Annotated in this window: 9 protein-coding genes; all 9 read right to left on the bottom strand. The window is 55.7% G+C overall.

Going from position 1 to position 14,087, the window contains the following annotated elements; all coding sequences use genetic code 11:
• The coding region (locus EYB53_RS26010) for a LamG-like jellyroll fold domain-containing protein (RefSeq protein ID WP_135476949.1) at window positions 1–2,245 on the bottom strand (2,245 nt) is incomplete at its 3' end.
• A 209-nt stretch (window positions 2,246–2,454) separates the two neighbouring features.
• Window positions 2,455–3,918 (bottom strand): LamG domain-containing protein, encoded by a 1,464-nt coding sequence (locus tag EYB53_RS26015; protein WP_256439658.1) that lies wholly within the window; start codon window positions 3,916–3,918, stop codon window positions 2,455–2,457.
• The gene (locus EYB53_RS04065; RefSeq protein WP_135476950.1) at window positions 3,915–4,265 is read right to left on the bottom strand and encodes an ISAzo13-like element transposase-related protein; all 351 of its coding nucleotides are present in this window, start codon (window positions 4,263–4,265) and stop codon (window positions 3,915–3,917) included. The genes EYB53_RS26015 and EYB53_RS04065 overlap by 4 nt, the downstream gene beginning before the upstream one ends.
• A 66-nt stretch (window positions 4,266–4,331) precedes the next feature.
• Window positions 4,332–5,501: an acyltransferase family protein gene (locus tag EYB53_RS04070; RefSeq protein WP_135476951.1), complete on the bottom strand. Its 1,170-nt coding sequence runs from the start codon at window positions 5,499–5,501 to the stop codon at window positions 4,332–4,334.
• 605 nt (window positions 5,502–6,106) lie between these two features.
• Window positions 6,107–8,218 carry an outer membrane protein assembly factor BamB family protein gene (locus tag EYB53_RS04075; RefSeq protein ID WP_135476952.1) on the bottom strand — a complete coding sequence of 704 codons (2,112 nt, stop codon included), beginning with the start codon at window positions 8,216–8,218 and terminating at the stop codon, window positions 6,107–6,109.
• 145 nt (window positions 8,219–8,363) lie between these two features.
• Window positions 8,364–9,146, bottom strand: coding sequence for an alpha/beta hydrolase family protein (locus tag EYB53_RS04080; RefSeq protein ID WP_135476953.1), 783 nt, complete (start codon window positions 9,144–9,146; stop codon window positions 8,364–8,366).
• A 140-nt stretch (window positions 9,147–9,286) separates the two neighbouring features.
• Entirely contained in the window at window positions 9,287–10,960 is a 1,674-nt protein-coding gene (locus tag EYB53_RS04085; RefSeq protein ID WP_135476954.1) for a hypothetical protein, read from the bottom strand.
• An 11-nt stretch (window positions 10,961–10,971) separates the two neighbouring features.
• Window positions 10,972–12,639: a sialidase family protein gene (locus EYB53_RS04090; protein WP_135476955.1), complete on the bottom strand. Its 1,668-nt coding sequence runs from the start codon at window positions 12,637–12,639 to the stop codon at window positions 10,972–10,974.
• On the bottom strand, window positions 12,636–14,087 hold the full coding sequence (locus EYB53_RS04095) for an O-antigen ligase family protein (RefSeq protein ID WP_135476956.1): 1,452 nt from the start codon (window positions 14,085–14,087) through the stop codon (window positions 12,636–12,638). Before EYB53_RS04095 ends, EYB53_RS04090 begins: the two co-directional genes overlap by 4 nt.

Here is a 14,087-nt window from a genome sequence, read left to right on the forward strand (position 1 = left end):
TGCTCGTTGCCGTCGGTACGATGGTGCTGGTATTGGTGGGAAGAGCGGTAGTGGTTGGCGCGGCGGTGCTCGTCGCCGTTGGCACAGCGGTGCTGGTACTCGTGGGCACGGTGGTGGTGGTGCCGGTGCTGGTTGGGGCGGCGGTGTTCGTCGCCGTCGGTACGATGGTGCTGGTATTGGTGGGCAGGGCGGTGGTGGTGCCGGTGCTGGTTGGCGTGGTGGTACTCGTCGCCGTTGGTACGATGGTGCTGGTATTCGTCGGTACGGCGGTGCTGGTACTCGTGGGCACGGTGGTGGTGGTGCCGGTGCTGGTTGGGGCGGCGGTATTCGTCGCCGTTGGTACGGCGGTGTTGGTTGGCGCGGCGGTGCTGGTATTCGTCGGTACGATGGTGCTGGTATTGGTGGGAAGAGCGGTAGTGGTTGGCGCGGCGGTGCTGGTTGGGTCGGCGGTGCTCGTTGCCGTCGGTACGATGGTGGTGGTGCCGGTGCTGGTAGGCGTGGCGGTGCTGGTATTGGTCGGGGCGGCGGTACTCGTCGCCGTTGGTACGGCGGTGGTGGTAGGCGCGGCGGTGTTCGTCGCCGTCGGTACGATGGTGCTGGTATTGGTGGGCAGGGCGGTGGTGGTGCCGGTGCTGGTTGGCGTGGTGGTACTCGTCGCCGTTGGTACAGCGGTGGTGGTGGGCACGGCGGTGTTCGTGGTAGTTGGCGCGGCGGTGGTGGTTGGGGCGGCGGTGCTCGTTGCCGTCGGTACGATGGTGCTGGTATTGGTGGGAAGAGCGGTAGTGGTGGGCACGGCGGTGCTCGTCGCCGTTGGTACAGTGGTGCTGGTGTTGGTCGGCACAGCGGTGTTGGTGCTGGTTGGGACCGGTGTGTTTGTGGTGGTTGGGGCGGCGGTATTCGTCGCCGTTGGTACAGTGGTGCTGGTGTTGGTCGGCACAGCGGTGTTGGTGCTGGTTGGGACCGGTGTGTTTGTGGTGGTTGGGGCGGCGGTATTCGTCGCCGTTGGTACAGTGGTGCTGGTGTTGGTGTTGGTCGGCACAGCGGTGTTGGTGCTGGTGGCTGTGGGTGGTGCGGTGGGAAGGGCGGTGCTCGTTGCCGTCGGTACGACGGTGCTGGTATGCGTGGGAAGGGCGGTACTCGTCGCCGTCGGTAGGGCGGTGCTGGTGCTGGTGGCTGTGGGTGGTGCGGTGGGAAGGGCGGTGCTCGTTGCCGTCGGTACGACGGTGCTGGTGTTGGTTGGTAGGGCGGTACTCGTCGCCGTCGGTAGGGCGGTGCTGGTGCTGGTGGGCACAGTCGTATTAGTGGCTGGAGGTACCGGTGTGTGCGATGGTTCCGGGATCGTCACGAAAGGCGTGTCGCTTGACCAGTGCTGGGCTGCACCCCCGCTGCGAGGGCGCAAGATGCCAGGGCTGGCATTACCTGTCGCGGTATCGTTGATCGTCGTGCCAGCGCCTTCATCGAAGCGGTAGAGGGCCACCGTCTGCGTATCGACCGGGTGTGGTTCAATCGGACGAATGAACGTTGCGGTGTAGCGCACGCTGTTCGAGATGCGCACATCGTCAAGCAACCCGTTGTAGTGGAGGCTCCCAGGGTAGTCGTGTTTTTCGGCCCCAAAGACCAAGTAGGGGTCGCTGTTGGGCCAGGCTGTTGCGCGGTTCAGAGGGTAGGCAAGTGATCCAGTTGGTCCATCCATCGTGGCATCAAGTTGCCCATCAACAAAGATCGCCATGCTCCCCGTGGCTGCGTTGCGCGTCACGGCGAGATGCCGCCATTCATTGGTGGCGACAAGGGTGTTCCCCACGAGCAAGCGATCATTGTTGCCGGTATTCACGCCAAAAACAAGCCGCCCGGCACAGAGCGCAAGGCCGTAATCAGGCAGATCCGCCCCAAAAACATCCCGGTCAATGATGATGTTGCCATAGTACCAGCCCTGACCAGTACAGTCTGCGGCGGTATTATTGCTTGCTTCTGCTTTGACCCAAAATTCAATGGTAAAATCGTTATCGAGATTCACTGGAAATGATGTCGTCATGCGTCCCTCGTTGTCAAGCAGACCAAGAGGGATCTTGACGCGATCAAGATCAGTGGTGCTGCTGCCGTAGAGGCGTAACGCAGAGTTGCTTTGTGCATAGGTTGACGCCGAAGTGAGTCGCCAATAGCTCGCCATGGTCAGGCCTATCAAGAGCACGGCACCAGTCACGATCAGTCGGTGCAGACGGGTTGCGAACCACCTCGGAGCTGTCATGTACTCTCCTGCATAGTCTCGCTACCAGGTTTGCGCAGGAATAGTTGTAGGTTGACCTTAGCAGACCTGTGTAACATCGGGCTAAATGCCCTAGCGGTCTGGATGTCATGTCGTTTAGGATCACGCTGAGGTGTGGTCAAACCAGGCGAACCCAGTCCGCCTGGTTTGACCGCACCAGCGTTTTCTGGAGGTTACGCCGCCAAACATGCTTACCGCGCAGCAAAGGGAAGCCATACGATGTTGCGTTGGCGGGTTGGGGTTGGCGTCACCGTGGGTTGTGTCGTTCGGGTGGCGGTCGGCGTTGGTGAACTGGTGCTGGTGGGCGTGATTGTGCCGGTACTGGTGGGGGCGCTGGTGGTGGTGGCCGTCGGTGTGGGTGGGACGCTGGTGTTGGTGGGGGTAGGCGGGACGCTGGTATTGCTGGCGGTTGGTGTGGGTGAGACAGTGCCGGTACTGGTGGGGGCACTGGTGTTGGTGGTTGTTGGGGTTGGTGAGTTGGTGCTGGTGGCTGTGGGTGTCCTGGTGTTGGTGGCTGTGGGTGTGGGTGAGACAGTGCCGGTACTGGTGGGGGCGCTGGTGTTGGTGGCTGTGGGTGTGGGTGTCCTGGTGCTGGTGGCTGTGGGTGGCGCGGTGGTGTTGGTGGGCAGGGCGGTGCTCGTTGCCGTCGGTACGGCGGTACTCGTCGCCGTTGGGAGGACGGTGCTGGTGCTGGTGGGCACAGTCGTATTAGTGGCTGGAGGTACCGGTGTTTGCGATGGTTCCGGGATCGTCACGAAAGGCGTGTCGCTTGACCAGTGCTGGGCTACACCCCCACTGCGGGGGCGCAAGACGCCAGGGCTGGCATTACCTGTCGCGGTATCGTTGATCGTCGTGCCAGCGCCTTCATCGAAGCGGTAGAGGGCCACCGTCTGCGTATCGACCGGGTGTGGTTCAATCGGACGAATGAACGTTGCGGTGTAGCGCACGCTGTTCGAGATGCGCACATCGTCAAGCAACCCGTTGTAGTGGAGGCTCCCAGGGTAGTCGTGTTTTTCGGCCCCAAAGACCAAGTAGGGGTCGCTGTTGGGCCAGGCTGTTGCGCGGTTCAGAGGGTAGGCAAGTGATCCAGTTGGTCCATCCATCGTGGCATCAAGTTGCCCATCAACAAAGATCGCCATGCTCCCCGTGGCTGCGTTGCGCGTCACGGCGAGATGCCGCCATTCATTGGTGGCGACAAGGGTGTTCCCCACGAGCAAGCGATCATTGTTGCCGGTATTCACGCCAAAAACAAGCCGCCCGGCACAGAGCGCAAGGCCGTAATCAGGCAGATCCGCCCCAAAAACATCCCGGTCAATGATGATGTTGCCATAGTACCAGCCCTGACCAGTACAGTCTGCGGCGGTATTATTGCTTGCTTCTGCTTTGACCCAAAATTCAATGGTAAAATCGTTATCGAGATTCACTGGAAATGATGTCGTCATGCGTCCCTCGTTGTCAAGCAGACCAAGAGGGATCTTGACGCGATCAAGATCAGTGGTGCTGCTGCCGTAGAGGCGTAACGCAGAGTTGCTTTGTGCATAGGTTGACGCCGAAGTGAGTCGCCAATAGCTCGCCATGGTCAGGCCTATCAAGAGCACGGCACCAGTCACGATCAGTCGGTGCAGACGGGTTGCGAACCACCTCGGAGCTGTCATGTACTCTCCTGCAGAGTCTCGCTACCAGGTTTGCGAAACATAGAGTTGCAGGTTGATCCGTGGTGAGCGCTGTTGCTGTCCCCACCATCACACAACATCAGGATTGAGGTGGCATCTGGATACTGGTGTTGTCCGTGACGATACCACCAGTGGCGCAGAATATCACAGGCGAATTTACTGGTGTCGTGATTAGAACCCAAATTGATACACGTCGTGTTTACCTCCACATCATAGATGAAATAAAGAACGACTTTCTTTGTGTAAAAGATGTTGAATTCTTCATCAAAAATCTCAATCGCTTCCTTGGCAGAGAGAAAGCCAGCCTGGGAGAAGTCACCGATGACCACTTTTTCTTGGTGTTGATGATCAGGATCAGATTATCCTAATCGCTTAAAGGAAGGGCATATTAAGGATCAGCCTTGTAGCTCTTTATCACATATAGATTGCTTATGGGCTGCGCTATTATTGGGTGTAAAGCTAGTTAATTGTTGCAAGCGATCCTTTAGCTTCAGGCAGGGAAGTTCTACTATGTGCCAACTTAGAAAAGCAAGTGCCAGAGTTGGTGGAAGGGCCAGCAAGCTGATTGACAAAGGTGAAAGACTGGTTCCTAGGAACAACACTATCAATTGTTGAATTGGAAATGCGTAGAGATAGATACCGTATGAAAAATCACCTTTTGAAGCAAAGCGGCTTAAGCGCTTTGTTGGAAAGAAACCTAGATAAAAGACAACATAGGCTCCAAATGTCATAAGACCGAATATAAGACCTATTCCTAAGGCAGAGAGAGCAATAAGAACTAAAATTGATAGTATAAACAGCTTTGCTGAAAACAGAATTTTATCTCGGTATAAAAAAAACATTGATCCAGCTAGAAAGAAGCCAATAAATTCAATGTGGTGATTTAGTTCGCCAAATATCATCTTAGCATAATTATTTTCAAATAGTTCAATACTAACTCCGCCAGTCGCTGACCAACCCGCCAGCATAAAAAGCCAAAACACGAACAAACCCAGCATCAAGAGTCGCTGTTTTAAGAGCCCGATAATACCTAGTGCTGCAAGAAATATGTAGCACCAGAATTCATAGCGAATTGTCCAGGCAGATCCATTTATGGCACCTGGAATCGGATTTGTGGCAAACACATACTGATTCCCGGGAAAATATAGAAGAGCTTGGTGGACAATAAATTGAAATGGATTGATCTCAGCGAGCCATTGATTGCGATCTCCTGTTGCTATTGGGGATACAATCACTAAGCAGAAAATAGACATAGCAATGAAGCCAGGATAGATTCGTAAAAATCGTCGTATAATATAATTATCTAATCGCTTATTTTTAAGCCAGCTTTGTGTAATTAAAAATCCACTAATAATAAAAAAATATGCAACAGCAATTTTTCCTCCTGTAATTTGACCATTTGTTAATACTGAGAACGGTTCAATTGCATTGCCTATTTCTTCACCATACCGTAATGGATAACTATGTGAAAAAATTACGAGTGTGGCAAAAATAAAACGTAAAAAATCTAAATTGTTTTCTCGATTAAGATCATTGATCGAAAATTTAGTATATTTTGAATTCATTTTACACCAATAAATTTAAGATTAAATTACATCCAGATAAATCTATCCACAACCTCAAAAATCAGCTCTAGGCAGTTTTTTGAGGTTCGATATGTGAAATAAGTCTATCTCGGTGCTATAAAAGTACAATAAAGATCGCCGTGTGACTGAGTGAAGGACTTGTTAATTCTTGAATCTATTCTCGTGTTCGTTACCAGATGGAACTCAAGAAATTACAGAACACAAGGATTTGTGATCCTGTCACTAACTTGACCAAAAAACTGCACAATAGTAGAGCCTGCGCATCATTCGCTTCTGAATAGATCGCTGCTCTACAGGATCTTCCGGACTAAAATATTTGTGCTATGACGCGCATGGATCCCTAATGCGATAAAGGAGCAGGTATTTCACACGGTTTCGTGTTAGAGCCGTGTGAAATACCGGTAGATCCTAGCTAGAGATCCTAGATCGCTTCTGGATCCTTGGCTTCTGGATGGACTGTCATGGCTGTGCTCCTCCTGAATCACACTTGGCAGTTTACTTGCGTGGCATTACATCCTTTGCCCAGATACCGCAAATCCGCTGAACTCCACCACTATCTCAATAAGTTATTTGATCGCCATTCCTTAGCGCATAGCGAAGGGGATCCATACGATGTTGCGATTGTTGGTTGGGGTAGGCGTCACCGTGGGTTGTGTCGTTCGGGTTGCGGTGGGCGTTGGTGAACTGGTGCTGGTGGGCGTGATCGTGCCGGTACTGGTGGGGGCGCTGGTGTTGGTGGCCGTCGGTGTAGGTGGGACGCTGGTGGGGGTAGGCGGGACGCTGGTATTGCTGGCGGTCGGTGTGGGTGAGACAGTGCCGGTACTGGTGGGGGCGCTAGTGTTGGTGTTGGTTGGTGTTGGTGAGTTGGTACTGGTGGCTGTGGGTGGCGCGGTGGTGTTGGTTGGGGTGGGTGAGCCGGTTGGGGTGGGTGTCGCCGGCTCGGTTCCTACGGGTGCCAGCGCGATAATGGCACCATCGACGCTCTTCCAATAGAGCACGCCGTTGTCAAAAGCGGGTCCCCGTGCCGAAGGGGCGAAATACTGATCGTAGACTTTTTGACTGCTGTAATAGAGGTAGAAGCCACGATCAAGTTGATACCCTTCGCCATCACCTGGTGTGTGCTCCTCGGGACAAAAGCGTCGTGCCGAGTCACGTGAGGCACATTGTCCCGCTCCGATCGTATTGCTCACCGAAAGATACTCGACACTCGGGATTGGATCGCCGAAACTGCCGCCGCCAGTGGTGCGATTGGTGATCCGGATCGCCCCCATCGACATCCAGTGCGAGTGAAAGAGCACATCGCCGACCATTGAGAGTGAACCTTGTTCGTCCGTGGGAACCCTGATGGTTCCCTGGTTTTTGTGGTCATTGACAAAGCGTATCGTGCCGGTAGCAAGATCCATCTCGCCAATCGTTGTATCTTCACGCCCATCACAGAACGAGACCCGGCATGCATTGCGGTTGCGCCAGAAGAGATAGGCGACGTCGGTACCGTCACCCAGGCGTTTGACCACTGCCTGTGGTGGTGAAGAGTAATAGTAATTGCCGTTGCCAATGGCACCCCCAAAGACTGGAGCGGGCAGATCAAAGCGACTCGTGCCATCGCTGAGGTTGAGCACAAACAACGATTGATGGCTCGGGTTGTTCTGGAGATACTGGCGCGTTTCGTTTTGGTTGACTGGTGCGCCGGCACTCAAGGCCCAGGTGTTATTCCAGTCATAGTACGAGCGGATGATGACGACATTGGCTGCTTCGGCAACGACCGGGTAGGTGTCGGGAAAGTAGCGTGCTGGCCGTGGATGACTAGAGGTCAGGTTGCGCGGCGGGCGGGCGAAGGCCGTGACGGGTGTGCGCCATGCCCGTGCCCCTGTAGCGACGCGGATGGCATGGACGGCCTGGTCTTCGGCAGGCACAATAATTAACCCATTGCCATTGGCACTGTAGGCTGGCGAGGCGGCAATGCCTGCCCCCGCGTTGTAGACCCACGTCTGTTGCATCGTTGCCGTGTTGATCCGGTAGAGATTGCCGCCCATTGTGCCAACATAGACGCTGTCGTTGACCAGCAACACTGCCCCTTCAATCGCGGCACCGGCGTTAAATTCGCCCAGGATGGTACCGTCGGTGGCGCGCAGCTTGTAGAGGTTGCCGTTGGTTGAGCCAAAGAAGACTGCCCCGGTTAGCGCGTCATACGCGCCCGTGTTGAAGATGCTGCCCCCCAGGTTGCGTGTCCACGCGACGCTGCCATTGGCTGTATTGATCGCCCGCACGGCCCCGTCGTTGTGCCCAATATAGAGCCGTCCGTCACCGAGAATGGGCGCGGCGCTATCAGGGAGATGCAGGTGCCCTGCCGCCGGGCCGCTATCGCCATTTGCGCCGTTCCAGACCCAGAGCACGCGCCAGCTTGTGTTGAGCTGGCTGCCGCTGGTATTGGTTGGTAGCGCTGCGTCAACATAGTGGGTGCGTTGCGCGTTGCCGCCGAGTTGATGCCACCCGGCGCTGTTAGCTAGGGACGCGTCAGGGAGCGTTGCTACCTGTTCATCACTTTCAGCAGGACGGGCCTGGGCAGGTGCCGGTGTTTGAACGCTGGTCTGATTCGCTTCGGTGGTGCTACGGAAGAGGCCCGCGAGCATGAACGCGAGCAGGATAACGCTCAGGATAATCAAAGGCCATGAGATCAGGTGTCCCTTACGACTCATCACTACTGCTCCTTTCCATGCCAGCTTGGCATGCTATAGCAGTCCTAGACGATGTGTGTCTGAGGAGTGCCGGCTTTAGCCGACTAAAGCCGGCACTCCTGTGTATAACCCAGATAGGACTGCTATATGGATGATCGGTTACAGACTATGCTCGGAGGGGGACGCGTTGCTGATCAAGCCAAGCAAGCAGGCTTGCCATGGCACCACGATGGTACCGCTCGGCCCATCCCGGATCTTCCCAATCAAGCGGGCCAGTTGTGATGTCGAACAGCGTGTGTTCAGCACCTTCCGCAACATAGAGGCTGGCACCGTAGGGCAAGGCTGCCTGGTGGGCGGCAACGGCTTCGGGGCCGATCCGGTTCAATTCGGCTTCGCTATCGGCAACAATAACATGGATCGGAGCCTCGATGGCAACGATCATGGCTTGATCAAGGAGATTGGAGAGCAGAGCAACGCCACGTGGGGGAGCGATAGTATGGTACGCGGCGAATTGCTCAGCTACATTGTACGTGCCAATGCTCTGGGCGGCAATGAATATATAGTCCTGGTTTATTTCGGATGCACTGGTAGCCGCTTGATAGGCCGCCAGGGCATCGTCGCTCTCGCAGCAGCCATAGGTTCCTGCGCTTGCGCCGGTGCCGCGTTTGTCAAAGCGGAAGACGGCATAGCCCCTGGCAAGCAAGAGTGGTTCCATATAGGCATAGGCTGTGCGGTCTACTGGACCTGAGTGGTGAATAATAACCACCAGTGGATACGGCGGCAATCCTGCCGGCATAGCGAGTTCGCCCGCCAGCAGGGTGCCGTCGGCAGCCGGGAAGCTGATCTCGCGCCGTGCCTGGGCGCTTGCGGTCGGCAGAGGGGTCGGCAGAAGCGTTGGTGCAGGGGCCTGCTCGCTCTGTTGTGCTGGTGCTGTGCAGCCGACCAGCATAACAACCAGGAGAAGTAGACCGAGCCATCTTGGTACCTGTTCATAGGTGACGTGGCAGGCAGCCCTGGGAGCGAGGGCGTCCCGCCCTCGAAGGCACCCCGAGGGCGGGACGCCCTCGCTCCCAGGAAAAGGACAACTCCTCATGGTTGCCGTTCCAGCACCACACGGTAGACGCTCACCTCGTTTTGGGCAAAGACCAGTTCGAGCTCGGGGGCGGCGTCAAGCAAGGCCTCGCGGGGCACATCCTGCTCACGCGCAATGACATAGCTTACCGCAAACTGGTTCAGGATCGCCTCGCGCTCGGCAGGTTGCGCCGTCGGATCGAGCACCACCTCGGCCATGCGCACTTTTTCAAAGTAGTCGAGGGTGCCGGCCCAATGCGCCAGAAACGCTCGCGCATCAGTCCAGACGGGTACGTGCTGGTTGATCATCAACGTGCCGAGCACGACATCATCACGCGTAGTGGCGGCTTCGAGCCAGCGCAAAGCTGCGACTTCGCTCTGTGCGAGATAGTATGGTTCGCTGTAGCGCGTCAGATCATAGAGCCGCCAGGTCCAGATATAGACATTGGTCGCCACACTCAACCCCAGGATCGCTGCAAGCAAGAAGGGGGCCGTGCGCGGGGTGCGCTGCTGTAACCAGGGCCAGACATGCGTATAGATCGCCGTAGCCGCCAGAATCGCGATCGGCATCTGCCAGCCAAGCAATAGATGGATCTGAAATTTGAGTGGCAAATAGATCAAAACAAAATGCACCAGGAACCAGATCGCGACGAGGAGCTCGGTATCGTTGCGGCTCTGCAGCATCCGTGGGCGAAAGGCGATCAGTGCGAGCAGCAGCGGCACGCCCATCAGGATCGGCAGATGCAAGAGATTCGGCGTCCAGGCACCGGCGTTATCAAACTGGGCAAGTTTGCCGCCCCAGGTCGCATCATTCAGCACCAGGTACGCCAGGTAGCCTGCCGGAGGAATCGTACAGACCGCAATAATCGCGGCACTCTTGCCGAGAAAAACGGGAAAACGGCGATCGCGCCACCAGATCAAGATCCCCCACAGGCCAAGCACGCTGTAGATGGTCAGCAGATCATAGGCATGTTGCAGCCCGATCAGCGTGCCAACCAGCCCGGCGGCAACGGCATAACGCAACTGTTGCCGCTGCTGCGCATAGAGCGTCAACCCGATCATGCCGATGAGTAGGGCAAGGGCAATGGCAAAGTGGGGAAAGGCCATGATCTGAAAGAAGCTATTCGCCTCTGACGTATAAATATCAAACGGAAAAGGCGCATCGGGGAGATCCTGGGCATACTTGACGATGATCCAGACAAACCCGACGCCACCTGAAAAACAGAAGAAGAGGAACGCGAGCCAGCGTTGTTTCACGTCGGGTACGGCAATGCGCAAGAAGGCATATGCGACGCTTACCAGCAAGACCGTTGCAACGACGCGCAAGAGCGTGAAGATGACATAATATTCAACCCCAAAAAAATCCCCGATCCGTCCCGCGCTCCACCAGAGCAGGTGAAACAACGCCGGATCATTTGGCTCGGCGGTCAACCGATTAGGGGCCAGATGCTCGTGCCGCAGATCGCGCATCCAGGCGAAGTACTGATTATGATCGGGAATATTAAAGATAACCCCGGTAAAAAACCGATCTTCTGGCGCAGTCACATTCGCATAAATTGTCGGAATAAGGCTGAGTATCACCATCAAGAGGGTGATCAGCGCAACAAGACGCCATTCCCAGCCATAGCGCTTGGCTTGCACCTTTGCCGGGTTGGTGCTTGATATCGTCAAAGGGCGCTCATTGATTGACATCTGTGCCTCCGTTATCTTCTGCGCCGCAGCATCCACACCCGCATCGCAATCACCGAGCCAAAGACCAACACCACCGGGAGCAGCGCCAGGCCAATCGCCTCGTAGCCTGTTGTCTCCCAACGTGGCCGTTCGCCCAGGGGTGGTGTTTGCTGGATGCCTGCCGGCAAGGGCGTCGGGGTCGGGGTTGTCTCGCTCACGGCTGCTTCGACGACGGGTATCGCCGTTGGCACCGGTGTAAAGAACGGCAAGGGCGTCGTTGCCGGTGCGCCAAGGGGCCGACTGCTATGCCACACCCGATAGCGTGCCCGTTCGCTATCAAAAAGATCGTCCCGATTGCGCGTAAACCAGACCGCGTGCAATTCGTTGCCATTGAGCACGGCCAGCTTTGGATATTCGGGATAGAGGTCGTTGCGCACGATTTCGGTTGGCTGCCCCCAGCGCCCGTTGCTATAGGTCAGATGCCAGAGCCCGGGTGGGGTAAAGACATCCGTGAGATCATCAAAGGGGCGAAAGGCGACGAGCAACAGATGGACATTGCCTGCCCCGTCGGTTGCCATATGGTAAATATCAAGATCGGAAGGCCGCGCACGCAGGTTGGGCAATTCGACCGCCTGCGTCCACGTATTGCCGCCATCAGGCGAAGATTGGGCATAGATGCGGTTGACAGCGACGCCACGAAAGACGATCACCGGATTGCCACTGCCATCGAGCCCGAGCGTGGTCTGTTGCACGGCATCAAGCGGGGCCGCTGAGGCTGTGGCCGGTTCCGGCGTGAGTGAACGCTCGGCTGGTTGGCGGGCGGCCTGCTCATACGCGGCCAGGGCGACGCCACTGTCCGGCAAGCGAACATAGGTTGGCGTGGTCCAGTTCTTCCCCCCATCATCCGACCGCCGATAGACCCCTGCGCGTGCCAACCCTGCCCCTGCGAACCAGTCAATGCCCTCATCCCACACCACGTGAATGCGATCAAATTGGTCAATCTGAACATGCGGCCGATTCTCGCCGTCGTTGGGCGTGTCCGACAAATTCATCGGACTGCTCCAGGTGACTCCGCCATCGTGCGAATTGCGATAGAAGAGGTCGGCACAATTAGGACAGACCAGATTGGGCGGTTGACCTGGTTCATCGCTGATCGCTTCTGACCAGAAGGCGTGCAGGACACCGTGGCTATCGCTGGCTATTTCGACATAATAGGCTGCGCCAAAACCACTGATGCGTACCGGATCACTCCATACTAGTGCATTACGTGCTTCTGCGATGGGGGCACTGGTATGCAAAATACTTGTTGTACTTCGATAGATTGCATGCAAGCGTCCATCACGGGCCACCGTCAGCCGGTTACGTACCGTAAAACCACCTGTCCCGGGGGCCAGTACTTCGCTGATTGACGACCAGACGCCATCACGTCGTTCGCGGTACATCAGCAGATCGAGGCTGCCGCCGTCGCGCTCACTCAGGCCAATGCCGCTGTACCAGGTAACATGCACGGTTTCCGGTGGGCTCACCGCGATATCAGGGAACCACGACGAGCCATAGCGGCGTGCGTTGGGATCATCCTCGGCTGGACGTGGCGGCGACAGTTCGAACGGCGTTGACCAGGCACTCCGCTGGGCCGCGACCGGACTCAGCATGACCGCAACAAGACTCAGGGCTATAAGTGCAACAAAGAATGTTTTCATCCTTGTCTGACTATTTCGCTATGTTGCTGTGCAACGGGCTTGGCGTGCTGACTCACGCGATCAACACTAATGATCAAACCAAGGAAGATCCAGTTATAAACGATATAACTGAAGCCTGTAATGCCCTGATTATAGGCAAACGGTAACATCCAATCACCAAAGATCATTGAAAACTGCGCAGCGATCCATCCACTAAGTGAAGTCATCGCCGTGATACGCAGTAGCCCTTCTGGGGCATTGCTCATCACTCGCCACCCATAGCGCACACTTGCCACGGTAAACCAGATCCAGACAGCCATCCCGACAAAGCCAAACTGCGCCAGGATATCCATATGATTATTGTGGGTTGAGCGGGCATCCCATGGAAAATAGGTCATATTGTAGGGCGAGTAGCCAGCTGGTCCAGTGCCGAGGAACCAGTGATCAAAAATTACACCAAAGTTTCGTTCCCAAATCGCGAACCGTTCTAGCCCACCCTCATCAATTTCTTCAGCGATCATTTGTTCAATCTGAGGGCGAATTGATCCAAAAAAGGTAAAGCTAATAGTCACTGCGATCAGAATAGTAAATATTAAGCGTGAACGCATCCAGAGAATGATCGCTATGGCTAGAATAGTTGGAACCCAACCCGAGAGCCAGCTTGAGTTGAGGATCATCATAACGTAGAGATGCCATACGATTAGTGTGATAATCAGCAAGCGCCAGTACCAACGCAGTTGTTGTGTCGTAAGTATGACAAAAAGTGAGACTACAGACCATAGACCGCAACTACCACGGTCATTGAGGATGTTCTGGCGTATGCTGAAAAATTGTGTAACCGTCATTAATATGCCACAAACAATGAAACAGACTAGATAGAATTTAATCTTCCAAGCTTGATCAATAAACCGTCCGACCAAAAAGGGAATACACATCAGGCTGATCATCGTCACGAGTGACCCGATCTGGGTGAAGATGAAGTTCCCTCCCATCACGCGCATATTGAGGATCGGATCGCGCCAGAGGATGCCCCAGGGCAATGAGATGATGCAGATCAGCATAAAGATCAGCAACGGCCAGGTAAAGGGCGACGCTGGCACTTGCCATTCACGCCGGACGATCATTGTTAGCCCCCAGATGGCAACGAGTCCGAGGGTCAGCACAAGACTGGCTGGCAGCGTGCTCTCGGTTCCGGTTGGCAATTCGATGAACCGGAGCAGCAGCGCGGTCAGGGGCAAGACCAAGACCAGGGTATCAAAGTAGCGCACCGAGGCACCAAAGCTTACGGCCATGAACGGCAAAGCTACCAGCGCCAGCATCGGGAGGATGCGCCCCGAGCCGCCAAGCAGTCCTATGAGCACGGTGAGGCCGAGCAACCCGAGCAGCACGCCCCCGATCTTTACCGTTCGGGGAAGCTGATGCAGCAGGTAGCCCAGGTAGCCAATGGTATCGCCACGGATCAGTTGCAT

Source organism: Candidatus Chloroploca mongolica (genome assembly GCF_004762035.2).
Lineage (GTDB): Bacteria > Chloroflexota > Chloroflexia > Chloroflexales > Chloroflexaceae > Chloroploca > Chloroploca mongolica.